This is a genomic window from Actinomadura sediminis (assembly GCF_042675525.1).
GTDB lineage: Bacteria > Actinomycetota > Actinomycetes > Streptosporangiales > Streptosporangiaceae > Spirillospora > Spirillospora sediminis.
Map to the genome: position 1 here is coordinate 95,608 of NZ_JBHTJA010000012.1, position 23,533 is coordinate 119,140.

At 70.5% G+C, this 23,533-nt stretch carries 19 protein-coding genes; 9 read left to right on the forward strand and 10 right to left on the reverse strand.

The window, feature by feature from the left end:
• Positions 1-14: 14 nt before the first annotated feature.
• Positions 15-1,262, forward strand: coding sequence for a formamidase (gene fmdA / locus ACFQ11_RS09615; RefSeq protein WP_378297646.1), 1,248 nt, complete (start codon positions 15-17; stop codon positions 1,260-1,262).
• Positions 1,263-1,286: 24 nt separating this feature from the next.
• Here fmdA and ACFQ11_RS09620 read toward each other — a convergent pair whose 3' ends face one another.
• Positions 1,287-1,925, reverse strand: coding sequence for a response regulator (locus tag ACFQ11_RS09620; protein WP_378297647.1), 639 nt, complete (start codon positions 1,923-1,925; stop codon positions 1,287-1,289).
• Positions 1,922-3,184, reverse strand: coding sequence for a sensor histidine kinase (locus ACFQ11_RS09625; protein ID WP_378297648.1), 1,263 nt, complete (start codon positions 3,182-3,184; stop codon positions 1,922-1,924). The genes ACFQ11_RS09620 and ACFQ11_RS09625 overlap by 4 nt, the downstream gene beginning before the upstream one ends.
• A 268-nt stretch (positions 3,185-3,452) precedes the next feature.
• Here ACFQ11_RS09625 and ACFQ11_RS09630 point away from each other — a divergent pair, with 268 nt between their 5' ends.
• Positions 3,453-4,028: a GlcG/HbpS family heme-binding protein gene (locus ACFQ11_RS09630; RefSeq protein WP_378297649.1), complete on the forward strand. Its 576-nt coding sequence runs from the start codon at positions 3,453-3,455 to the stop codon at positions 4,026-4,028.
• Between the two features lie 59 nt (positions 4,029-4,087).
• Positions 4,088-4,648, forward strand: coding sequence for a YdeI/OmpD-associated family protein (locus ACFQ11_RS09635; protein WP_378297650.1), 561 nt, complete (start codon positions 4,088-4,090; stop codon positions 4,646-4,648).
• 49 nt (positions 4,649-4,697) lie between these two features.
• Here the strand turns inward: ACFQ11_RS09635 and fahA are convergent, their stop codons facing one another.
• From fahA to ACFQ11_RS09655, 4 genes are all read right to left on the reverse strand, one after another.
• Positions 4,698-5,870 (reverse strand): fumarylacetoacetase, encoded by a 1,173-nt coding sequence (gene fahA / locus ACFQ11_RS09640; protein WP_378297651.1) that lies wholly within the window; start codon positions 5,868-5,870, stop codon positions 4,698-4,700.
• Entirely contained in the window at positions 5,867-6,724 is an 858-nt protein-coding gene (locus ACFQ11_RS09645) for a hypothetical protein (RefSeq protein WP_378297652.1), read from the reverse strand. The genes fahA and ACFQ11_RS09645 overlap by 4 nt, the downstream gene beginning before the upstream one ends.
• Entirely contained in the window at positions 6,721-7,920 is a 1,200-nt protein-coding gene (locus ACFQ11_RS09650; protein WP_378297653.1) for a homogentisate 1,2-dioxygenase, read from the reverse strand. The genes ACFQ11_RS09645 and ACFQ11_RS09650 overlap by 4 nt, the downstream gene beginning before the upstream one ends.
• 93 nt (positions 7,921-8,013) lie before the next feature.
• A complete protein-coding gene (locus tag ACFQ11_RS09655) occupies positions 8,014-8,556 on the reverse strand; it encodes a MarR family winged helix-turn-helix transcriptional regulator (protein WP_378297654.1) in 543 nt (180 codons plus the stop codon).
• A gap of 126 nt (positions 8,557-8,682) precedes the next feature.
• Here ACFQ11_RS09655 and ACFQ11_RS09660 point away from each other — a divergent pair, with 126 nt between their 5' ends.
• Genes ACFQ11_RS09660 through ACFQ11_RS09670 form a run of 3 tightly spaced genes read left to right on the forward strand, consistent with a single transcriptional unit; the run spans position 8,683 to position 11,979 of the window.
• Entirely contained in the window at positions 8,683-10,416 is a 1,734-nt protein-coding gene (locus ACFQ11_RS09660; RefSeq protein ID WP_378297655.1) for a pyruvate dehydrogenase, read from the forward strand.
• 59 nt (positions 10,417-10,475) lie between these two features.
• A complete protein-coding gene (locus ACFQ11_RS09665; protein WP_378297656.1) occupies positions 10,476-10,826 on the forward strand; it encodes a tetratricopeptide repeat protein in 351 nt (116 codons plus the stop codon).
• Between the two features lie 10 nt (positions 10,827-10,836).
• Positions 10,837-11,979, forward strand: coding sequence for a phosphorylase family protein (locus ACFQ11_RS09670; RefSeq protein WP_378297657.1), 1,143 nt, complete (start codon positions 10,837-10,839; stop codon positions 11,977-11,979).
• A 941-nt stretch (positions 11,980-12,920) separates the two neighbouring features.
• Here the strand turns inward: ACFQ11_RS09670 and ACFQ11_RS09675 are convergent.
• The 4 genes from ACFQ11_RS09675 to ACFQ11_RS09690 all read right to left on the reverse strand — a co-directional run bounded on the left by ACFQ11_RS09675 (position 12,921) and on the right by ACFQ11_RS09690 (position 19,007).
• A complete protein-coding gene (locus ACFQ11_RS09675) occupies positions 12,921-15,059 on the reverse strand; it encodes an alpha/beta hydrolase (RefSeq protein WP_378297658.1) in 2,139 nt (712 codons plus the stop codon).
• Positions 15,056-16,210, reverse strand: coding sequence for a S8 family serine peptidase (locus ACFQ11_RS09680; protein WP_378297659.1), 1,155 nt, complete (start codon positions 16,208-16,210; stop codon positions 15,056-15,058). The genes ACFQ11_RS09675 and ACFQ11_RS09680 overlap by 4 nt, the downstream gene beginning before the upstream one ends.
• A gap of 1,523 nt (positions 16,211-17,733) precedes the next feature.
• Positions 17,734-18,132, reverse strand: coding sequence for a hypothetical protein (locus tag ACFQ11_RS09685; RefSeq protein ID WP_378297660.1), 399 nt, complete (start codon positions 18,130-18,132; stop codon positions 17,734-17,736).
• Between the two features lie 293 nt (positions 18,133-18,425).
• A complete protein-coding gene (locus ACFQ11_RS09690; protein ID WP_378297661.1) occupies positions 18,426-19,007 on the reverse strand; it encodes a TetR/AcrR family transcriptional regulator in 582 nt (193 codons plus the stop codon).
• A gap of 146 nt (positions 19,008-19,153) precedes the next feature.
• Here ACFQ11_RS09690 and ACFQ11_RS09695 point away from each other — a divergent pair, with 146 nt between their 5' ends.
• The 3 genes from ACFQ11_RS09695 to ACFQ11_RS09705 all read left to right on the forward strand — a co-directional run.
• A complete protein-coding gene (locus tag ACFQ11_RS09695) occupies positions 19,154-20,704 on the forward strand; it encodes an MDR family MFS transporter (RefSeq protein ID WP_378297667.1) in 1,551 nt (516 codons plus the stop codon).
• A 114-nt stretch (positions 20,705-20,818) separates the two neighbouring features.
• On the forward strand, positions 20,819-22,408 hold the full coding sequence (locus ACFQ11_RS09700) for an AMP-binding protein (protein WP_378297662.1): 1,590 nt from the start codon (positions 20,819-20,821) through the stop codon (positions 22,406-22,408).
• A gap of 155 nt (positions 22,409-22,563) precedes the next feature.
• Positions 22,564-23,533, forward strand: a 970-nt coding sequence (locus tag ACFQ11_RS09705) for a hypothetical protein (RefSeq protein ID WP_378297663.1), incomplete at its 3' end; no start/stop codon positions are given.

Sequence of the window (23,533 nt, forward strand, 5' to 3'; positions counted from 1 at the left end):
CTACGGAGGAAGCCATGCCCGAAGTCGTGTTCAGCGTCGACCAGACGCGGTCGATGCGCGACCAGGATGTTCCGGGACACAACCGGTGGCATCCCGATATCCCGCCCGTGGCGACCGTGCGTCCCGGGGCGGAGATCCGCGTCGAGAGCCGGGAGTGGATGGACGGGCAGGTCGGGAACAACGACTCGGCGAACGACATCCGCGACCTGAACCTGAACGTCAACCACATGCTGAGCGGCCCGATCGCGGTGGAGGGCGCCGAGCCGGGCGACCTCCTCGTCGTGGACGTCCTCGACATCGGGCCCGTCCCGCAGGAGACCGGGGACGTCGCGGGCCAGGGGTGGGGGTACACCGGCGTCTTCGCCCGGCACAACGGCGGCGGCTTCCTCACCGACCGGTTCCCCGACGCCTACAAGGCGATCTGGGACTTCCACGGGCAGACGGCCACGTCACGGCACCTTCCGGGGGTGCGGTTCACGGGCATCACGCATCCCGGGCTGTTCGGCACCGCGCCGTCCGAAGGCATGCTGGCCCGCTGGAACGCGCGCGAGCAGGCGCTCATCGACACCGACCCGGACCGGGTGCCGCCGCTCGCCCTGCCGCCCGAACCGCGGGACGTCCTCGCGGGCACCCTCACCGGCGCCGAACTCGAACGGATCGGGCGGGAGGGCGCCCGGACCGTCCCGCCCCGGGAGAACGGCGGCAACCAGGACATCAAGAACTTCAGCCGGGGCTCCCGGGTGTTCTTCCCCGTCCACGTCCCGGGCGCGCTGCTGTCCGGCGGCGACCTGCACTTCAGCCAGGGCGACGGCGAGATCACCTTCTGCGGCGCCATCGAGATGGGCGGGTTCGTCGACCTCGGCATCGACCTGATCAAGGGCGGGATGGAGAAGTACGGGGTGACGACCAACCCGATCTTCATGCCCGGCAACGTCGAACCCCGGTACGACGAGTTCATCTCGTTCATCGGTATCTCGGTCGACCACGACACCGACACGAACGCGTTCACCGACGCGACGCTCGCGTACCGGAACGCCTGCCTCAACGCGATCGAGTACCTGAAGACGTTCGGCTACACCGGCGAGCAGGCGTATCTGCTGCTGGGCGCCGCACCGATCGAGGGACGGCTCAGCGGCGTCGTCGACATCCCGAACGCCTGCTGCTCCCTGTACCTGCCGACCGCGATCTTCGACTTCGACGTCCGCCCCACGGCCGAGGGGCCGCGCCGGGCCGACCGGGGGCAGTGCGCCGTGACGTCCTGACCGTCCGGCGGCCCGCCCGTCCCGTCACGGCAGGAGGCGCTGCTCCTTGGCGACGGCGACGGCGCCGGCGCGCGTTTCGACGCCGAGCTTGTCGTAGACGCGGCGCAGGTGCGTCTTGACCGTGGCCTCGCTGAGGAAGAGCGCCCTGGCGATGTCGCGGTTGGACAGGCCGCGGGCGAGCTGCTCGAGGATGTCGGTCTCGCGGGGCGTCAGGGCGGGGCGCGGGCTGCGCATCCGCGCCATGACGCGGTGCGCGACGGGCGCCGACAGCGCGGCGCGCCCGGCGGCGGCGCTGTGGATCGCGGCGAACAGCTCGTCGGGACGCTCGGCCTTCAGCAGGTAGCCGGTCGCGCCCGCCTCGACGGCGCGGGTGACGTCCGCGTCGGTGTCGTAGGTCGTCAGGACCAGGACGTGGACGGCGCCGCCCGACTCCTCGGTGATCCGCCGGGTCGCCTCGACGCCGTCCATGCCGCCGCCGAGCTGCAGGTCCATGAGGACGACGTCGGGGGCGTGCCGGGCGGCGAGCGCCACCGCCTCCGCGCCGCCGCCGGCCTCGCCGACGACCTCGATGCCGGGCGCGCTGCCGAGCAGCGCGAGCAGCCCGGCGCGGACGACGGCGTGGTCGTCGCAGAGCACGACCCGGACGGGACGGTCGCCGGTCATGGCGCGCCGGCCTCCTCGGTGCGGAGCGGGACGGCGGCGGACACGACGGTGCCGTCGCCTGGCGCGGACTCGACGGTGAGGGTCCCGCCGAGCTGCTCGACGCGGGCGCGGATCGCGGGGAGCCCGTGCCCGCGGGCCCCGCCGGGCCCGGTGCCCGCCCCGGCCGGCCGGGACGGGTCGAAGCCGCGGCCGTCGTCGGCGACGTCCAGGCGGATCTCGTCCCCGAGATAGGTGAGGGTCAGCGCGGCCCGGGACGCGCCGGAGTGCTCCCGGACGTTCGCGAGTGCGCCCTGCGCGATCCGCAGCAGCGCCGACTGGACGCGGTCCGGCAGCGGACCCGGTTCGCCGTCCACATGGCACTCCACGGTCCGTGCGGCCGTCGACTCCCGCGCCGCGAGGCCGCGCAGCGCCTCCGGCAGGCCGCCGCCCGCCGCGAGGTCGGCGGGCGCCAGGTCGTGGACGAACCGGCGGGCCTCGGCCAGGTTCCGTTCGGCGATCGACGCGGCGGTGCGGACGTGCGTCCGTGCGCGCGCGGGGTCGTCGTCCCACACCCGGTCGGCGGCCTGCAGCAGCATCCGCTGGCTGGACAGTCCCTGCGCGAGGGTGTCGTGGATCTCCATCGACAGCCGCTGCCGCTCGGCGAGGGTGCCCTCGCGGCGCTCCGTCGCGGCCAGCTCCCGGCGGGCCCGCACGAGGTCGCCGATCAGTGCCGCCTGCCGGGCGGACTGCCGGTCCATGAACGCGAACACCGCGGTGGCCAGGGCCGCGACCGCCGCCGGCCCGGCCACCAGGTCGACGTCGAAGCGGTGCGCCAGCCGGAGCTGCGCGAGGATCACGTACCCGGTGAAGGCCGTCACCAGGACGTACGCGGCGAGCGGCGGGAGGGTGCGCAGCGCCGTGTAGAACAGCGGCACCGCGCACCAGGAGAAGGACGGCGCGAGCGCGACGAGCACCGCCCAGGCCGCGACGACCGCGCCCAGCCACAGCAGGTGCCGCGCCGGTGGACGCCCCGGGCCGTGCGAGAAGCGGACGGCGGTGCGCTCGGGGACCACCGCGAGCCGCCCGACGGCCGGGCCGAGGACGTACAGGAGCGCGAGGACGCCCGCGAGCGCGAGCACGGCGGCCGCGTCCGGGCTGTCGATGTGCCGCTGGACGTACCGGGTCAGCGCCGAGCCGAGCAGGAGGAAGAACGTGAGGTGGATGACGATCGCGAGCCACGGCGCGTCGCCGGGTTCGGCGGCGGCGCGGCTGCTCGGCATCGCTGGTCCTCTCCGGCCGGAGGCTCGCGGGGGAGCGTTCCCGGGGCGGCCTGTCCGAACCCTTGCTGAGCTGGGCTGACACCTCGATTATCGGTGGTCCGTGCGGCCCCGGGGTCATCCGATCGGACGACCCCCGGGTCGTCCGTCCGGGGCGCGGGAAGCACCCGGTACGCCGACGGAGACGGGCGTGGCGCGGACGCAGGGTGGAGGCACGGCGCGGAGAGGACCGCGTCCATCAGTGAACCGCACGAGCAAGGAGCCGTCCCCCATGAAGAACGAGCAGGCCCGGAAGTTCTCCACCCGCGTCAAGATCGCCGCGTCGGCCTCGGCCCTCGCGATCGTCGGTGTCGGCGCGTTCGGCACGATGGCCGCGTCCGCGCAGCCGCAGGCCGCCGCCCCGCAGGCCGCCGCGGCCACCCTCAAGGGGAAGACCACGACGACCACGAACCACCTGACGATCGACGCCGCGTCGACCGCCGCGCAGGCCGCGCTGAAGGCCGCGCAGAAGGAGGACCAGCGGGTGACGGTCGCGGTCGTCGACCGCAACGGCAACACGATGGTCACTCTGCGCGGGGACGGCGCCGGCCCGCAGTCCTACGAGTCCGCGATCAAGAAGGCGTGGACGGCGGCCGCGTGGAACGCCCCGACGTCCGCGCTCGTCCAGCGGCTGAAGGACGCCCCGACGCTCGCCGACATCCCGAACACGCTGTTCCTCGCGGGCGGCGTCCCGGTCGCGCACGACAACGCGCCGATCGCGGGAATCGGCGTCGCGGGCGCGCCCTCCGGCGCCCTGGACGAGAAGTTCGCGCGAGCCGGCCTCGCGGCCATCGACAACGGCCGCTGACCCCGGCCCGCCGCGCGCCGGGGAAAGATGGGGGCGTCAGCGAGACGAAAGGCCCAGCCATGACCGAGCCGATACTCGAATTCGACCGCGCCGACCAGTGGGACGCCTGGCTGGACGAGCATCACGGCACGGCCACCGGAGCCTGGCTGAAGATCGCGAAGAAGAACTCCGGCGCGACCTCGATCACGCTGTCGGAGGCCCTGGACGGCGCGTTGTGCCACGGCTGGATCGACGGCCGCCGCCAGTCGCTCGACGAACGCCACTACCTGCAGCGTTACTCGCCGCGGAGCAAGCGGAGCACCTGGTCGAAGGTGAACGTCGCGAAGGCCGAGGCGCTCATCGAGGCGGGGCGCATGCGCCCGCCCGGGTACGCGGCGATCGACGCGGCGAAGGCGGACGGACGCTGGGACGCGGCCTACGAGGCCCAGCGGAACGCGACCGTCCCGCCCGACCTCGCGAGCGCCCTGGAGGGCAGCGCGCGGGCGAAGGCGGCCTTCGACGCGCTCGGCAGGACCGACCGGTACCTGCTGATCCTCGGGCTGCTGAAGGCCCGGACGCCCGAGGGCCGCGCCGCCCGCCTCCGCAGGACGATCGAGCGATTGGAGGACGACCCGCGCTGAGGCCGGGCGCACGGTTCACCCGGCCGCCGCCCGGCCGCCGCGCGGACGGTCAGGGGGCGGGGTGGACGCGGTTGCGGACCTCGCCGAAGCCGAGGCGGCCGCCGTCCGCCGCCGGGGCCGTCGCCGACAGGACGATCTCGTCGCCGTCCATCAGGAACGTGCGGGGCTCCCCGGCGACCTCCATCGGCTCCCGGCCGCCCCACGTCAGCTCGATGAACGCGCCGCGCTGGTCCTTCTCCGGGCCCGAGACGGTGCCGGACGCGAACAGGTCGCCGGTGCGGGTCGCGGCGCCGTTCACCGTCATGTGGGCGAGCATCTGCGCGGGCGACCAGTACATCTCCCGGTACGGCGGCCGGGAGACGACCTGCCCGTTCCACTCGACGGCGAGTTCGAGGTCGAGCCCCCACGGGCTCTTCTCCCGCAGGTAGGGGAGGGGTTCGGGGTCCTGCGGCGGGGTCGCGACGCGGGCCGCCTCCAACGCCAGGAGCGGGACGACCCACGGCGAGACCGACGTCGCGAAGCTCTTCCCGAGGAACGGGCCGAGCGGGACGTACTCCCACGCCTGGATGTCGCGGGCCGACCAGTCGTTGACGAGGACGGCGCCGAAGACCCGCTCGGAGAACTCGTCCACCGGGACGGTCGTGCCGAGCGCGGAGCCGGTGCCGACGACGAACCCGACCTCGGCCTCGATGTCGAGCCGGCGGGACGGCCCGAAGCCCGGGGCGTCGTCGTCCGGGGCCTTGCGCTGCCCGCACGGCCGAACGATCGGGGTGCCGGACGGCACGACCGTCCCGGCGCGGCCGTGGTAGCCGACGGGGAGGTGCTTCCAGTTCGGCATCAGCGGCTCGGAGTCCGGCCGGAACAGCCGGCCGAGGTTCGACGCGTGGTGCTCGGACGCGTAGAAGTCGACGTAGTCGCCGACGTCGAACGGCATGTGCAGGGCGACGTCGGCGACCGGGTGCACGGCACCGGAGGGGAGGTCGCCGTCGACGGCGTCCAGGATCCGCTCCCGCACCTCCACCCACCGTTCGTGCCCCTGCGCCATGAAGGGGTTCAGCGTCGGATGCGCGAACACGTCGTCGTGGAGGACGGCGGCGAGGTCGACGACGGAGTCGGCGACGCGGACGCCGACGCGGGGGGTCGTCCCGGGCGCGGAGAACACCCCGTACGGGAGGTTGGCGAGCCCGAACGGCGAGCCGTCGGGGATCGCGATGCGCGTCATGCGTACTCCTCGGTGAGCGCGGCCGGGAGGAGCCCGAGATCCGCGAGTTCGGTCAGGGGGTCGGTGATGCTGCACGTGCCGAAGGAGACGAACGCCGCGCGGGCGGCGGCCGTCCGGCCGGGCGGCAGCGCGGCGACGCGGGCCGCGACGGACGCGGCGTCCCGGTCGGCGAGCAGCGCGGCGAGGTCGGCGGCGGGGCGGCCGTCGAGCGCCGCGTCGGTCGCGAGCAGCAGGTTCAGGAATCCGTGCTGGTCGAAGCCCGTGCCGGGGTCGGTGTTGCGGACCGGATGGTGCAGCCCGGCGGTCGCCTTGAACGGGACGCCCGCGGCGACGGCGGCCGCGACCGCGGCGGCCAGCTCGTCCGGGTCCGGGTAGAGGTCGGCGGTGACGCCGCCCGTGCGGAACTTCGCGCGGTGCCCGGACGCGGCGAGCGCCGCGACGATCGCGGGACGGCGCTCGTCCCGCGGGACCTCGACGTGGACCGGGACGTCCGTGCGGAGCCCGTCCACCGCGCGGACCAGCTCGGACGCCGTCCAGCCTGCGGGGACCGCGATCTCCAGGCCGTGCAGCTCGACGGGCAGGTCGGCCGCGGCGGCGAGCGCCCCGGCGGCCTGCGCGGGCCCGGCGGGGGCGGTGAGGGCGACGTCGAGCGCCCCGCCCGCGTCCCCGGCGAGCAGCGGCGCGAGGTCGTCCAGGGCGGTCGCGGGCAGGACGAGCGGGCCGACGAGCGCGGCGTACGGGGCGGTGCGGTGGCGGCGGTGCGCCGGGACGGCCGCGGCGAGCGGCGCGCGTCCCGGCGGGAAGACGGCCGCGTCGTCGCACAGCCCGGCGGCGAACGCGGGGACGCCGGTCACCGGTCCGGTCCCCGGCCCGACCACGTCCACGCGTAGCCGTCGTCCTCGCAGGCCGCGCCGCCCTCGCCGAGCCCGAGCGGGCGGAACGTGTCGACCATGACGGCCAGCTCGTCGAAGAACTCGACGCCGATGCTGCGCTCGTAGGCGCCGGGCTGCGGGCCGTGCGCGAGGCCGCCGGGGTGCACCGACACCGAGCCCTGCCCGATGCCGGAGCCCTTGCGGGCCTCGTAGTCGCCGCCGCAGTAGAACATGACCTCGTCGGAGTCGACGTTCGAGTGGTAGTACGGCACCGGGATCGACAGCGGGTGGTAGTCGACCTTGCGCGGCACGAAGTTGCACACGACGAAGCCCGGCCCCTCGAACACCTGGTGCACGGGCGGCGGCTGGTGCACGCGCCCGGTGATCGGCTCGAAGTCGCGGATGTTGAACGTGTACGGGTACAGGCAGCCGTCCCAGCCGACGACGTCGAACGGGTGCCGCGCGTACACCATGCGGGTTCCCGTGACGCCCCCGGACGTGCGGTGCTTCACGAGCACCTCGACGTCCGTGCCGTCCGCCTGGAGGGGCTCGTGGGGCCCGTGCAGGTCGCGCTCGCAGTAGGGGGCGTGCTCGAGGAACTGCCCGAACCGCGACAGGTACCGCTTGGGCGGCGCGATGTGCCCGTTCGCCTCGATCGCGTAGGTGCGCAGGGGCCGGTCGCCGGTCGGCAGCCAGCGGTGCGTCGCCGACATCGGGACGACCACGTAGTCGCCCTGCTCGGCCCGCAGCGTCCCGAAGATCGTCTCGACGGTCGCCGTCCCGGACTCGACGTAGACGACCTCGTCGCCGGTCGCGTTGCGGTACAGCGGCGAGTCGGCGGCCGACACGGCGTAGGAGATGCGGACGTCGCCGTTGCCGAGGACGAGCCGCCGCCCGGTGACCGGGTCGGTCCCCGCCCACCGCTCCTCGGGGAACAGCTCGTGCAGCCGCAGGTGGCGGGGCTTCAGCGGATGGTTCGGCGTGGTCGAGACGTCCGGGACGTCCCACGGCCGCGCGTCGACGATCGCCGACGGGATCTCGCGGTGGTAGAGCAGCGACGAGTCGGCGGAGAAGCCCTCCTCGCCCATCAGCTCCTCGTAGTACAGCCGACCCTCGCCGTCCCGGTGCCGGGTGTGGCGTTTCGGCGGCACGTCGCCGACCCGGCGATAGTGCGCCATGCTCCTCGCCTCCCGAAGGTGATACACGCATTAACTATTTTCTGCCGACACTACGGCTCTTCTCCGCTCCAGGGAAGGGGTAACCGCGCCCGGTCAGCTGCGCTCGCGGACGTCGAACGCCGTGCGTCCCTCGATCAGCTTGGTCAACAGCATGATCAGCATCTGCTGCTCGGTCTCGGTGAGGACGTCCGCCCACCGCTTCTCGCGCGCGTGCTGGGCCGCGAAGATCTCCAGCATCGCCGCGCGGCCCCGCTCGGTCAGCGAGAGGATCACCGACCGGCCGTCCCGCTCGCCGCGCGCCCGCTCCAGCAGCCCGTCCGCGACGAGCGTCTTGGCGAGGTTCGACACCGCCGCCCGGCTCATCCCGGCCAGCGTCGCGGCCCGGCCCGGCTCCAGCGGCCCGGCCAGCCACGTCACGAACAGCAGCCGGAACCCCGCCCACGAATGCCCGCGCGGCCGGTGCACCGTCGACTCCAGGTCGTAGGTCACGATCGCCGACGCCCGGTTCAGGGTCAGCAGCAGCCGGGTCGCCAGCCGGTGCGGGAACCCGAACTCCTCGGCCAGCCGGCCGCCCGCGAGGTCGACGAACGACCAGAAGTCGAGCTCGTCCGCCGCGCGGCCGTCGCGATCGTCCATGGCCGCAACACTAACGGCGCCCGGACGGTTCATGGTTTGACCACCCCGCCGTGCGGGCGCGGGGTGTCGTCCGCGGCCGAACGGGCATTCCGTATCGAACGTCACGGAGAGCGCGGAGGTGGCAAGGTGCCGACGGTCGCGGATCAGTTCATCGAGGTTCTGCACCGGGCGGGCGTCCGCCGGATCTACGGCGTCGTCGGCGACAGCCTCAACCCCGTCGTGGACGCCGTCCGCCGCACCGGCGGCGTCGACTGGGTGCACGTCCGCAACGAGGAGGCCGGGGCCTTCGCCGCGTCCGCCGAAGCCCAGACGACCGGACGCCTCGCGGTGTGCGCCGGGAGCTGCGGGCCCGGCAACACCCACCTCGTCCAGGGCCTCTACGACGCCCACCGCTCGGGCGCGCCCGTCCTCGCGCTCGCGTCCCAGATCCCGAGCACCCAGATCGGCACCGGCTACTTCCAGGAGACGCACCCCGAGCGCCTCTTCGTCGACTGCAGCCACTACTGCGAGGCGATCAACGGGCCCGCGCAGATGCCCCGCGTCCTCCGCACGGCGATCCAGCACGCCGTCGGCCTCGGCGGCGTCTCCGTCCTCACCCTCGCCGGGGACGTCGCCAGCGGCGACGCCGCCCACCCGACGGGCGACCACGACTTCCTCGTCCGCCGCGGCACCGTCCGTCCGCCCGCCGACCAGGTGGACCGGCTGGTGCACGCGCTCAACCACGCGAGCAAGGTCATGCTGTTCTGCGGCGCCGGCACACGGAACGCGCGCTCCGAAGTCATGGCACTGGCCCACAAGACCCTCGCACCCGTGGGCCACGCCCTCCGGGGCAAGGAATGGATCCAGTTCGCCAATCCCTTCGACGTCGGCATGAGCGGACTCCTCGGCTACGGCGCCTGCTACGACGCCATGCAGGAAGCCGACCTCGTCGTCCTCCTGGGCACCGACTTCCCCTACGACGACTTCCTGCCCCTGCGGAACACGATCCAGGTGGACCACGACCCGTCCCGCATGGGCCGCCGCACACCGCTCGACCTCGCCGTCCACGGCGACGTGGGGGAGACCCTCCGGCTCGTCCTCGACCGCGTCGAACAGAAACGAGACCGCACCTACCTGGAGACGATGCTGCACCAGCATGCGCGCGCGCTCGAGAAAGTCGTCTCCGCCTACACCCGCGACATCGAGAAGCACACGCCGATCCACCCTGAATACGTCGCGAGCGTCCTCGACGACCTCGCCGCCGACGACGCGATCTTCACCGTCGACACCGGCATGTGCAACGTGTGGGCCGCCCGCTACATCACCCCGAACGGCCGCCGCCGCGTGATGGGCTCGTTCGTCCACGGCTCCATGGCCAACGCGCTCCCGCACGCCATCGGCGCCCAGTTCGGCGCCCCCGGCCGCCAGGTGATCTCGATGTCCGGCGACGGGGGCCTCGGCATGCTGCTGGGCGAACTCCTCACCGTCCGCCTGCACCACACGCCCGTGAAGATCATCGTGTTCAACAACGCGTCCCTCGGCATGGTGCGGCTCGAGATGATGGTCGACGGACTCCCCTCCTACGAGACCGACCACGAACCCGTCGACTTCGCCGCGATCGCCGCCGCCTCCGGCATCGACGCGTCCCGCGTCGAACGCCCCGCCGACGTCCGTCCCGCCCTGGAACGCGCCCTCGCCGCCGGGGGCCCCTTCCTCCTCGACGTCGTCACCGACCCGAACGCCCTCTCCATCCCGCCGCACATCACCCCGCAGCAGCTCCGGGGTTTCGCGCTCTCCGCGGGCAAGACCGTCCTCACCGGCGGCGTCGGCAAGATGCTCGACCTCGCCCGCAGCAACCTCCGCAACATCCCCCGCCCCTGACCCGCGGGAACAGAACGGCCCGCCTTCGGGTTGGGACCGGCAACGGAAGGGGGCACGAAATGTACGAGGACTTCCAGCGGGCGCGCATGTTCTTCGACGCCAAGGACCACATCACCGCCGCGCGGCTCCTCGCGGCCATCGTCGACGCCGACCCGCGCAACCGGTCCGCCGTCGAGCTGCTGGCCCGTGCCTACTTCCACAGCGCCCAGCTCGGTCCCGCCGAGCGGACGTTCCGCCGGCTGCTCGACCTGGACCCGAGCGACGGGTGGGCCCACGAGGCCCTCGCCCGGACCCTCGAACGCCAGAGCCGGGCCGACGAGGCGCGCGTCCACCACAACCTCGCCGCCGCGATGGGCGTCGCCCAGGCGACCCCCGTCGACGTCTCCCTCACCGCCGCCGACCTGGCCTAGGCTGCCCCCCGTGGCAACCGAACCCCCGGTCGAGGAACTGCTCGACGCCCTGGACGCCGTCGCCGCGGACGGCTGGTACCCCGCCGTCGACGTCCGCCGCCCGTGGTCGACGGCCAACCCGGAGATCTCCGGGGAGTTCGCCCGGCCGGACGCGATCCGCCCCTACCTGCGCCGCGAACTGTCGGCGCTGATGCGGGCCGGGGCGACCGTGTCCGTCCGGGCGTCCCGCCCCGCCCTCCCGTTCGACGACCCCGCCTTCTTCGACGCCCTCGACGAGGACCGCGTCGACCTGCGCGGCAAGAAGCTCTTCCTGTTCGGCCCCGAACGGATGGCGCTCTCCCTCGACCGCCTCACCCACTACACCGGCACCCCCGCCGAGTACTTCCAGCGCCACATCCTGTTCACGAACTACGCGATGCACGTCGAGTCGTTCCGCGAACGGTTCCCCGACGCCGAGGGCCCGTCCCGTCCGGGCGTCCAGATGCCCGCCTGGCACCACCGCGCCCCCGACGGCACCGGCGTCAGCCTCGTCAACATCGGCGTCGGCCCGTCCAACGCGAAGACGATCACCGACCATCTCGCCGTCCTGCGCCCCGACACCATGGTCATGATCGGCCACTGCGGCGGCCTGCGGAACCACCAGGCCCTCGGCGACTTCGTCCTCGCAACCGCCTACCAGCGCGCCGACCACGTCCTCGACGACGCACTCCCCCTCGACATCCCCGTCATCCCCAACCACCGCCTCAACACGATGCTGCTCGACGGCCTCGACGCCGCCTCCGCCCGCTACCGCCTCGGCGTCGTCCACACCACCGACAACCGCAACTGGGAGTTCAACCAGCGCCGTACCCTCGCGATGATGAAGAGCGCCCGCTGCATCGCCGTCGACATGGAGTCCGCGACGATCGCCGCGAACGGCTTCCGCTACCGCATCCCCAACGCGACGCTCCTGTGCGTCTCCGACAAACCCCTCCACGCCGAACCCAAGCTCTCCGGCGGCGCCCGCGTCTTCTACGAGGCCAGCAAACGCCAACACCTCGACATCGCGCTCACCGCCCTCGACCGCGTCCGCCGCGACTACCCCAACGGCCTCCCCAACCAGGAACTCCGATCCCCCGACGAACCCCTCCTCGGCGCCGACCAGACCCGATGACCCGACGCCCGCGAAAGCGCCCGGGACCCGTTCCGCATTCGCCTCCCGGCACCTGAGTACTCGTACTCAGGAGCGCGAAGGCGGTCGCCGAAATACTCTTCGGCCTGGAGAAGCCCATCACCGCGTCTCGCCCCGGCCCAAGGCCGGGCGCCATCGTCGGCGGGTTCGTCGGAGCGTCCGGAATCGTTCTCGCGTGCGCGCTGCCGAGGTTCATGTGGAGCCTGTCCGCCGGCATGGCGCCGCACAGTGATTCGATCCCGCCGCCACCCGAACCAAGAGCCCTGCTGATCATGGCAGTGCTGGTGTTCACGTTGACCGTCGGCTGGGGCGCGATGCTGTGCCTATCGTTCTCCCGCCCCCGGACCCGCAGCGCGTATGGCGGACATTTCGTTAAGGTTCGGGAGTATCATTTGCGGGCGGTTGCGTGAAGCATGGTGAACCAATGCTGATGACGAGACGGCGTTCAGGGTGTAGCAACTCGATACTGGCACCAAATTTGTCCGAGGAATTGAGCGCTGCTAGGTCCGTGATGGTCCGGCCATCTACTGCTGGTTGGTAACTAGTGATTTCCCAGCCGGTGTCTTCAAAGTGCTTTCTGATGTCCCGAACTACGGAATCGAGTTCACTTGGTGAGATGTCGCTTGCTCTCGCCCACTTGACGTATCGATATGCCTCGGTGCTTTTGCCCGCGGCATCGTCAGGGGTCTGAGGTTCGGTGCAGGGTGAAGGACCTCCGTCTGTGGGGAGTAGGCGGATCTTGGGGGCGAGTCGCCGCGCGATCTGCTCAATGTATCCCTCAACTTTAGCTCTTGCGTCTGCTTGTGTCATAACTGTCATACGACTGCTTGGCCCCCGTGTGTCGGTGTCCTGCTGGCAGCTGAGCGCTCCGAAGGCGGTCAACGCGATGACGATGATCGATTTACGTGACTTTGAGTGTATGCTCACTCTGGCGGTCTCCCGTGCGCGAGGTCCACGTTATTGTATTGCCCCACGATCACGCGCGCTTGGTTTTTAAGGCTTTGACTCTCTTCGTCCCAGTAGCCGCTATGGCCGCTAGTGTCACTTCGCATAATATTGCCGCCGAACTCTTCATCCTCTGGTGTAACTACCAGTGGCCAGCCAAATCTGAGGCCGCCATGAGGGACGCCCTGTGTCAGGCGGATGTCGTCATCCTGTGATGTTTGCGCCCAGACATGGCGAGGATTCCCCTCGCCGCGCGCGGCATTATTCGGATCGGTCATGATGAGGTCGTCTGCGCCATCCGTTCTGGTGCCCGGGCTGGCGTTCAGAACGATGTCGTCCACCCCGAGCCCGTTACCATCACTTTTGGTTGCCTCTCCGATTACAGCCGTCCCGTAGCTATGTCCTACGGCCGTCATGTGTGCGTTCTCTTGACCGGCCTGGCTTTGGGCGGCGCGAAGCCCTTCCGTGAAGTCGTCCAGTCGACGTCCACCTTCTTCTGCATAAACAGGGGAAGCAGCATGGGGCCAGATTTCATTCGGGGCGTCGTAACCCAACCAAGCTATTGTGGACAACTCTCCGGGGTTGGAATAATTGAGACCTTGGTCGTAAAGGCGCTCCGCGCGCAAGATGGAGTCGTCGAACTTGCCGAGGTCTGCCTCGGTGCCTGGTACATAGACTCCCGTGTGTAGGGCGGTGTCCGGGTTCCCGATAGCGACGATCGCGCGTCCGCCCGGTGGTTGGGTGACAGCGCCATGTTGGCCATCTTTCGTCCGATACTCATGCGTCTCGGTCTCGGCGCGGGTTGTGGAATCCAAGCCAAGTAGATACGGGTCTTTTCCGGCAATTGAAAGGCGATTAAGTTCGCCGCTCAGTTTTTGTAGGCGAGCTAGATCACTTTCTTCGAACTTGTTTCTATCCGACTTTGTTTGAAGGTCGTGTATTCTAGAGTCGAGGCGGGTCCTGTTTGCTTCGTCGCGATCTTCGGAGGGGATGCCGTCCAGCCAGCCGATTTTGTTCGGGTAGGCGTTCATCATGAGGTGGCGTTGTTCCTCAGGGAGGTTACGCCACCAGTCGGCGACCTCTTTCGGGGACTTGAGGTTGCTCGGTGGGATGTTGTTGGGGTTGAAGCCTGCCAGTTTGGTTGCTATTCCTGTGTCCTTTTGGAGGTTGGCTAGCGGGTTTTTCCTGTTGAGGACGTCGGGGTGTAGGGCACGGAGGGCGCCGGCGATCTCGTTGTCGACTACGGTGGCCTTTTTGACGGCGGCTACGAACTTGCCTTGGATCTGCTGGGCCACTCGCTGGAGCTCTTGCCAGTTGGTGTAACGGGCCGGGAGTGTTTCGGGGAAGTCAATTGAGCCGTCTGGTCCGACTTTGAGGTATTGGCTTTCCGCTGAATTTATTGCGGATCGGAGTTCGTTCTGTGCGGCTTGGAACTTGCCCTGGGCGGTGTTGAGGACGCTGGCAATGGCAGAGGCCTCGCCGGAGGCGACGCGGATCCGGGTTCGCATTGGGAGCAGCGTTCGCATGGCGGCCTCTGCGCTTTTGCCCGTCCATTCTGCCTTCCGCACACCCTGGAGGAACTTGCCTTGGTAGGTGTCCTCGGCGTTTTCGAGGTGCTCGACCAGTTTTCGCCAGGAACGCCAGGCCGAGTCGAGTTCGCCGATCTTTGCATCGCGTAGCTGCGCGAATGACACCATGTCTACCGGCCCCCCTGTGCGGATTCGGTCGATCTCTTGCTTGATCTGCTCTTCGGCTTTCTGCCAGTTATCTGCCGACTTCTCCAAAGAGCCGCTCAGGTACTCGACTTCGTCCGTCATCCGGTTCAGAGCCTGTAGCCAGGCGGCGGAGACCTGCTTCATTGCGGCGGACGTCGCCCAGTCGGTACCGAGGGCGTCCGCAGCCCGATCTGTTTCAGGCGGAAACACCTTGCTGCCCGTGCGTATGTGGGAGTTCACCTCTGGGGCGGTCCTCGCGGCCGCCCGTAGTGCGGGCTTGTCGATCGTGGAGGTCTCACCACCACCCCCGCCGCTGTTGGATGGGGTCGGGTTGGTCGGGGCCTTGTGCGAGGGCGGGGTCTGTGGGGAGTTCAGGATCTTGTTGATCGCATTTTCGGTCACGCGTGCGTGTTCTTTCTGCGGAAGAGAAGGGCGAGGGACGTCCCGACAAGGGCGAGTAGAGCCGCCGCCCCGGCGGCGATGAGGAGGAGAGTTCGGGTGTTGAGCACGGGGGTGCTCTCGTCCTTGGCGGCGGCTTGGGCGGCGGGGGAAGCAGGTGTGGTGGGTTGCCTCTTCTGGAGCTGGTCCCACTCGGCGTACACCGGGTTGGGGGCGTTCGCCGGGACGTCGGTGGTCAGGGCCTTGTACGGGTTTACGACGCCATAGCCCGTACGGTCGTCCCAGCCGGACGGGCCGGTGTCCTTGGCGGTGGCGATGATGCGTTGGACGACCTCGCGAGCGGGCATCTGCGGGTGCTTCGCACGGAGCAACGCGACGGCGGCGGAGGCGAGGGCGGTGGCGGGGCTGGTGCCAGTGCCTTGTCCGAGCCGTCCCTGCCTATCGAGTTCCACCACGTCTACGCCAGGGGCGGCCACGTCGACCGAGCGCTGTCGCGTCGAATCGGTCCATGGTCGCAAACGGTGATCAACGGCGCCCACGGTGAGGACTCCAGGACATCCGCCAGGGATCATCGGAAGATTGACCCGGCCGGCGTTCCCCGAGCCCGCGATCACGACCACGTCTTTCCGTAGAGCGTGATCGATAGCCTCTTGGAAGGGTTTCGGGCATGTATCTGCGCTGTAGGCATTGACCTGGGCCGCGGAAATGTTGATCACCTTGGCGCCGTTGTCGGCGGCCCAGCGGATCCCGGTCGCGTACTCGGTTCCTTGCCGGGCGATGACTGGGAGGATCATCGCTTCGGGTGCGACCCCGACCATGCCGGCACCGCCTCCGCGTGCGGCGATCAACGAAGCCATGGCCGTTCCGTGTCCGAATCCGCCTTTCCCCAGCGCATCCGGGGTGCGGTCGACGTCTTGGTGGGCGTCCCGTCCCTGGCCGGTGGCGTCATAGCCTGGCAGCACCGCACTTCTCAACTCGGGTAGGGCCGCGTTCACGCCGGAATCAACTACCGCGACGGTGATGCCACCACCCATGGTTACTGGCCATAGCTTTTCGGTGACCTGCCAGGTGGTGAACCACCATTCGGCCTCATGGGGTGTCGGCTCGATCGCATACGCAGTTATAGGACTGGATGTCACCACTCCGGCGATCAAGCAAACCGAGCCCGAGGTGATTCCCCGTCGTATACGCTGCATTTACTCACCCCGTAGGAGGGGAGACGCCTCCAGGCGTGGCGGAGGCCCACCGGCTCTGGTTTTTCTCTCCTCGGCCTTGTGCTCGTCCTTGCCGCATTCCGAACCGTCGCGAGCACACCCGCACGAGCAGGGCGTTGATTGCTCGCCTTCCGCTTCGGTCGGGATGGAACTTGTGGGAGGGGCGCCGATGACGCCGCTTGGCGCGTGGGCGGCATCCCACACTTCCGTCGCTTCGCCGGTGAGTCGTGGGGCGCCGTCGGTACCGTCGTCTGCGACGCTCGGCGCCGCACCGATCACCCCATCGACGGCTTCAGCGGAGCCCCAAGTTGCGCGTTCTTCGGCGAGCCAATATTCGCGGCTGCGCTCGCGATTGTCCTGTTGGCCTCCGCCTCCGGCCATGGGAGTCATCGGCATACCCCGGGCACCAGTGCCGCTGTTACGGGGGACACCGCCGCCAGGGTTTTGGCCACTTGTGGGGAGAACGCCGGGCGTGTGTCCCCGAGGCGGTACCAGACCGGGTCGCCCCCCGGAGGCACTTCCCGGGCCGGGCCGCGCCCCTGGCGCACCGAGTGCTCCGGGAGGGGTGCCGAGGCCGATTCCCGGGCTTGAGCCTCCCTGCGGAAGCATGGCGTGGCCAGGGCCGGATGACCCTGGGGGCACGAATCGTCCCCCGGAATTTTCGATGGTGGTGGGGTTCCCGGAATCCAGCCCGGCCAACTCCGTACCGCTGTTCGGGGAGGCCCCGCCAGGAGTGATGTCTGGCAAGTTGGTGGGGCGACTCCCCGGTACATCAAGGGGCTCGAAGGGGGCCTGAGCGTCTGGTGTGTCGGTTCGCTGAGCCGGTGGTACGCCTTGCGTATGGGAGTTGGCGGGCGTGCTATTCCCATCGTGGGGCGTACCAGGCTCGCCGGTCGTGCTGCCCTCGGGTGTCCCGTTTCCATCCCCACTACCGGATGAGTCGTCCTGGAGAGGCCTCAAGGAGGGGTGCACGCCCAGACGAATGGGCTCCTGGGTTACTGATGCGGGGAGGTAGGACCAGGCTTCGGAGATTCGGGTGTTCAGGCGTTGCATGTACTCGCGGGCGTACTCGTCGTCTCCGCCGTCCTTGAGCAGGCCCGTGCCGGGCTTGTGCGCGATGTACCACGGGAGGATCTCGCCGCCGTGGCGGTTGAGGGCGGCGCCCATTTGGCCGGTGGCGGTGGCGAGGTCGTCTGCGTTGGTCTTGAGCTTGTGCAGGGTGGCTTGCGCCTTGGTCGCGGCGTTGTCCTGCCAGACCTCCGTGAGGATGTCCGAAGCGCGGACGATGAGGGACCTCAACCTTTCGAGGTTCTGGGACGCCGCCTTGTAGGCGTCTCCCGCGGCCTTGACGGCTTCGGGGTCGGTGGCGTCCAGCAGGGCGCGGATGGCGTCGATATCGCCGTAGCCTTCCGGGTTTCCCGTGGGGGGCTCACCCGTCCGGATGGGGTAGTGGGTGCCCACGGTCACTCCATCGGCTGGACGGTCGAGCGGGTCGGCGCGGTGCCGGACGGGGCGGGGCCGCCCGCTCGGCGGCCGACAGAGCGGATGCCGGCGAGTGTCTTCTCGTCGGCGTCGCGGTAGTTGTCGGCGACCTTCTCGAGGGCGTTCGCCACCGAGAGGAAACCGTCGAGGAACTGCTGGTACGCCCGGACGATCTGGATGTTGCCCTGTTCGACCGTTTTGCCCATGACTTGGGCGGTGTCCCAGGTGCCGAAGGCGGCCGCCGGTACCTTTCCTCGGGAGGTCAGGTCGGGGAGTGTGCCGGGGCCCGAGTAACTCGCCAGCTCGCGCCGCATTTGGCGGGCCACGTCCCTGATCCGCGTGTGGTCGTATTCGGTCCCCCGGCTGCCGGGTGTCGTCACCGCTTTGTCCCCTCGTGAGCGTTGCACGACAAGAGCAAAAATCGACGGCCAGTATCTGGGATGTCAGTTAGAGGGTCAAGCTGAGGTCAATGGACGGATCGGAGGCTCGTCTATCCGTCCTGAGCTGGGGCAATCACGGTGCGTTCATTGGTGATGTCATGGATGACCGGTAGGTCCGGAGATGGCCAGAGGCTCGACTGGATGTGTATCGGTCAACCTCTAATGCCCTCGTTGCTGCCCGAAAAGCGAAAAGAGGACTCCTCTCGATCTCCGGCTTCCGGATGACCTGGGAGTCACTCGAAGGAGCGGGCCATTTCGTCGAGGTGTTCTTCCGCGACCACGGCGAGGGGGCGCCGGGGGTGCTGGTCGATCCAGGCGAGGGACGCGATGCGGAGGCTCGTCATGAACGCCCCCGCGAGGATTCGGGCGCGGGGGCCGCCCGGGGGGAGTCCGTCCCGTTCGGCGATGAGGGACGACAGGGTGCGTTCGAACTCGGCCCATCGGGCGAGCTGGCGGGCGAGGACGGACGGGTGTGCGCGCGCCAGTCGGGCCTGTGCGGCCCACTCCGGGTCCGGTTCGCCCACCTCTTCCATGAGGGCGTGCAGGGAGTTGCGGAGTGCGGGCCACGAGCGTTCGGTGGGCGGGCGGGACTCGAAGGCGCGCAGGAGGGACTGCATGCGTTCGGCGTCGCCGTAGAGGAGTGCGTCCTCCTTGGCGGCGAAGTAGTTCGAGAAGGTGCGGCGGGAGACGTCCGCGGCGTCGGCGATGGCTTCGACGGTGACGTTGTCGAGGCCGTGGTCGAGGGTGAGGCGGATCGCGGCGCGGTGCAGGGCGCGCCGGGTGGCCTCCTTCTTGCGCTCGCGCAGGCTCTCCATGCCTCCATGACCCTAGCGGTAGAGGACGTTGCTCTCTGGGAAACTTTGCGCACTGGGAATATATTCCGGCGGGACGGCCTTGAACCTGCCGTTCCCACTAGTTCCGGAGGCGTTCCTTGAGTGTGCGTGCCCCCTCGCCGCCGCCGATGACGCGGCGGCAGATCCTGGAGGCGCTGAGCGGTCTGCTGCTGGTGCTGTTCGTCGCGATGCTCGGCTCCACGGTGGTGTCGACGGCGCTGCCGCAGATCATCGGCGCCCTGAAGGGCAGCCAGTCGCAGTACACGTGGGTGGTCACGGCGACCCTGCTGGTGTCGACGGCGAGCACCCCGATCTGGGGGAAGCTCGCCGACCTGTACAGCAAGAAGCTGCTGCTGCAGATCGCGATCGTGATCTTCATCGTGGCGTCGCTGGCGTCCGGGTTCGCGCAGAACACTCCGCAACTGATCGCCGCGCGGGCGGTGCAGGGCCTCGGCATGGGGGCGCTGCAGATCCTCGTGCAGATCATCATGGCCGCGATGATCAGCCCGCGGGACCGGGGCCGGTACTACGGCTACCTGGGCGCGGTGATGGCGGTCGCGACGCTCGGCGGGCCGCTGCTCGGCGGGCTGATCGTCGACACGCCGTGGCTGGGCTGGCGCTGGTGCTTCTTCATCGGCGTGCCGTTCTCGGTGGCCGCGCTGGCGATGCTGCAGAAGACGCTCAAGCTGCCGGTGCTCCGGCGGGACGACGTCGAGATCGACTACTGGGGTGCGACGCTCATCGCGGGCGGCGTCAGCGTGCTGCTCGTCTGGGTGACGTTCGTGGGGAACGAGTTCGCGTGGACGTCGTGGCAGACCGCGGTGATGGTCGCGGGCGGGCTGGCGCTGCTCGGCGCGGCGGTGCGGGTCGAGACGCGGGTGCGCGAGCCGATCGTGCCGCTGGACATCGTGGCGCGGCGGAACACGGCGCTGGCGATCGTCGCGAGCCTGGCGGTGGGCATGGCCATGTTCGGCGGGGCGGTGTTCCTGGGGCAGTACTTCCAGATCGGCCGCGGGTTCAGCCCGACGAAGGCCGGGCTGCTGACGTTCCCGATGATGCTGGGGGTCCTCGGGTCGTCCACGGTCGCGGGGCGGCTGGCGACCAGGACCGGGACGGTCAAGCAGTACATCGTCATCGGCTCGGTGGTGCTGACGGCCGGGTTCGCGATGCTGTCGGTCATCGACCACGAGACGTCGCTGGTGTACCTGGGCGCCGGGATGTTCCTGATCGGCGTGGGCGTCGGCATGACGATGCAGAACCTGGTGCTGGTCGTGCAGAACTCGGTGCGGCTGGACGAGATCGGCGCGGCGAGCGGCACGGTGACGTTCTTCCGGTCGCTGGGCGGGACGGTCGGCGTCTCGGTGCTCGGGGCGCTGCTGGCGAACAAGGTCGCGGACCACATCGCCGAGGGCCTCGCGAAGCTGGGGGTGCCGGCGTCGCGGAGCGGCGGCGCGGGCGGCGACCTGGACGTGGCGGCGCTGCCGGCGCCGATCCGCGAGGTGGTGCGGGCCGCGTACGGGGACGCGACCGGGCACATCTTCCTCGTCTCCGCGGGGATCGCGGTCGTCGGGATCGTCGCGGCGGCGGCGCTGAAGCCGGTGCGGCTGCGCGACAGCCTCGACCTGCCCGAGCCGGACGACGCGGACGACGCCGTCCCGGCGAAGGTCGGCGGTGCGTGAACTTGTCAGTCCACTGACAACGGCGAAGGCGAAGAGCTGGGCTGAAGTAGAAGAAACCGGTACTTCCTCGTCCGTACGGTCGGAAACCCGAAACGACCAGGGTGGGGAGTGCCGATGAGCGGATCGGAGTTCGGGCGTCGCACGGCGTCGGTCGCGCGGGCGGGCGGGATGTTCGCCCGCAGCGGGCTGTGGCGTCCGGGTCCGCCGCTGCGGGTCGCCCGCCAGCTCGGCGCGCTGCGCAGGTGGGGCACCGTGCTGGGCGGGACGGTCGCGTCGGCCGCGGCGCGCGACCCGGACCGGGTCGCGGTCATCGACCATCTGGGGGAGCTGACCTACGGGGAGCTCGACGCGCGCACCGACCGGCTGGCCGCGCACGTGCGGGGCAAGGTCGTGGCGGTGCTGTGCCGGAACCACCGGGGGATGATCGAGGCGCTGGCGGCGTGCGGCAAGGCGGGCGCCGACCTGGTGCTGATGAACACGGGGATGAGCGTCGAGCAGCTCCTCGTGGTGGTCGAGGAGCAGCGGGTCGGCGTGGTGATCGCCGACGAGGAGTTCGGCGGGTTCCTGGAGGCGCTGCCGGACGGCGTGCGGGCCGTCACCGACGTCGAGCTGGAGGCGCTCGTCGCGGCCGACGACGGGTCGAAGGTCGAGCCTCCCGCCAAGACCGGACGGACGATCGTGCTGAGTTCGGGCACGACCGGGGCCCCGAAGGGGGCGGACCGCAAGTCGCGGCCGGGGCTGACGCCGCTGACGTCGATCCTGTCGCGGATCCCGTACCGGGTGCACGAGCGGATGTTCATCGAGGCGCCGCTGTTCCACACCTGGGGTTACGCGATGCTGCAGGTCGCGATCTCGCTGCGCGCGACGATCGTCCTGCGGCCCCGGTTCGACCCGGCGGAGACGCTGCGGACGGTCGCGGCGACCGAGGCGACCGCGCTGGTGGCGGTGCCGGTGATGCTGCAGCGGATCCTGGACGTCCCGGACCGGCCGGCGGTGCCGTCGCTGCGGATCGCGGCGGTGAGCGGGTCGGCGCTGCCCGCGACGCTGGCGACGGCGTTCATGGACGAGTTCGGCGACGTCCTCTACAACCTGTACGGGTCGACGGAGGCGTCGTGGGTGACGATCGCGACGCCCGCGGACCTGCGGGCCGCGCCGGACACGGCGGGGACGCCGCCGCCGGGGACCCGGGTCGCGATCCTGGACGATGCGGGCCGGCCGGTCCCGGCGGGGACCGTCGGGCGGATCTTCGCGGCGAACGAGCTGCTGTTCGCGGGGTACACGGGCGGCGGCGCGAAGGAGATGCGCGACGGGATGATCAGCCTCGGGGACGTCGGCCGGATCGACGAGCACGGGCGCCTGTACGTGCACGGACGGGACGACGACATGATCGTCTCCGGTGGGGAGAACGTGTTCCCGGGGGCGATCGAGGAGGTCATCGAGGGGCTGCCGGAGGTGCGGGAGGTCGCGGTGACCGGGGTGCCGGACGAGAGGTTCGGGCAGCGCGCGGCCGCGTTCGTCGTCCTGCGGGACGGCGCGTCGCTCGACGCGGACGCGGTGCGGGAGCACGTCCGCGACCGTCTCGCCCGGTTCGCCGTCCCGCGCGACGTGCACTTCGTCGCCGAACTGCCGCGGAACGCGACGGGGAAGGTCGTCCGGCGGCGGTTGTCCGCGGAATCCGAAGGCGATTCGCGTACTGTCACTTAGGCGCATAAAAGCGCGAATATCTCCGTGTTCGTCGGCGAATCGCCGCAGGGTCGTCCCATGTCACCATCCGATGAAGAACAGTTATCCGGCTGGTGAACGGGTGGCCGGGCGCCGCGGCGTCCGGGCCCGCGGGAACCGCGCCCTCGGAGGTCGCCATGCACGCGGTCGTCCTCGCCTGCGCCGCGCAGGCCGTCTACATCGTCGCCTTCGTCCTGTTCAAGACGGCCGTCCGGCCGCTGGACCCGATCAGCGGACGGCATCCGCTGCACGCCGGGGCGGAGCTGCTGCGCCCCCGCTGGGTCGCGGCCGTCGCGCTGCTGATCGGCGGGTTCGCGATGTCCGCGGCCGCGCTGGTGACGCTGCCGGTGATCGCCGCGCTGCCCGCCTACGGCCTGTCCCTGGTGCTGCTGCTGGTCGTCGGGATGAGCGGGTTCGGCGAGCGGCCGACGTCGCGCGAGTGGCTCGCCGTGGTCGTCACCGTCGCGGCGATGGTGACGGCCGCGCTGTCGCTGCTGCTCGGGGACGGCCGGTCGCTCGCCGACGCGCTCCACCGGACGGGCGGCGGGGACGCGGCGGCGGCGCTGTCGCTGTGGAAGGCGGCGCTGGTGTTCGTGCCGTCGCTGGCCGTGCCGATCTGGATGTTCAGCGTCCGCGACCGTCCGGTCGCGGGCCGGCACGCGCGCCCCGTCACCGGCATCGCGTACGGGGTCGGCGCGGGCGTCCTGCTCGGCGCGACCGAGGCGTTCGGGCTCGGGACGGCGATGCTGCTGGCGGACGGGCGGGGGTTCGGCGCCCTCGCGACCCCGCACCCGTACCTGTTCCTGCTGGCGGGCGTGCTCGGCCTCGGGCTCGTGTCGATCGGGTTGCAGCGGTGCCGCCTCACGATCATCGTCACGGTCGTCACGGTGACGGCGAAGACGCACCTGCTGCTGTCGGCGACGCTGCTGTTCGGGGAGCCGTGGCCGGGCGACGTGGCGCCGTTCTCGCTGCGGGTCGCCGGGGTGCTGCTGGCCGTGCTGGCGCTGCTCGCCTTCCCGCGCCACGAGCGCCGCCGGGCCGCCGCCGCGGGCGCGGCGGCCTCACCGCCGCCCGCCGTCCCGCCGGGGCCGGGCGTCCCGCAGAGCC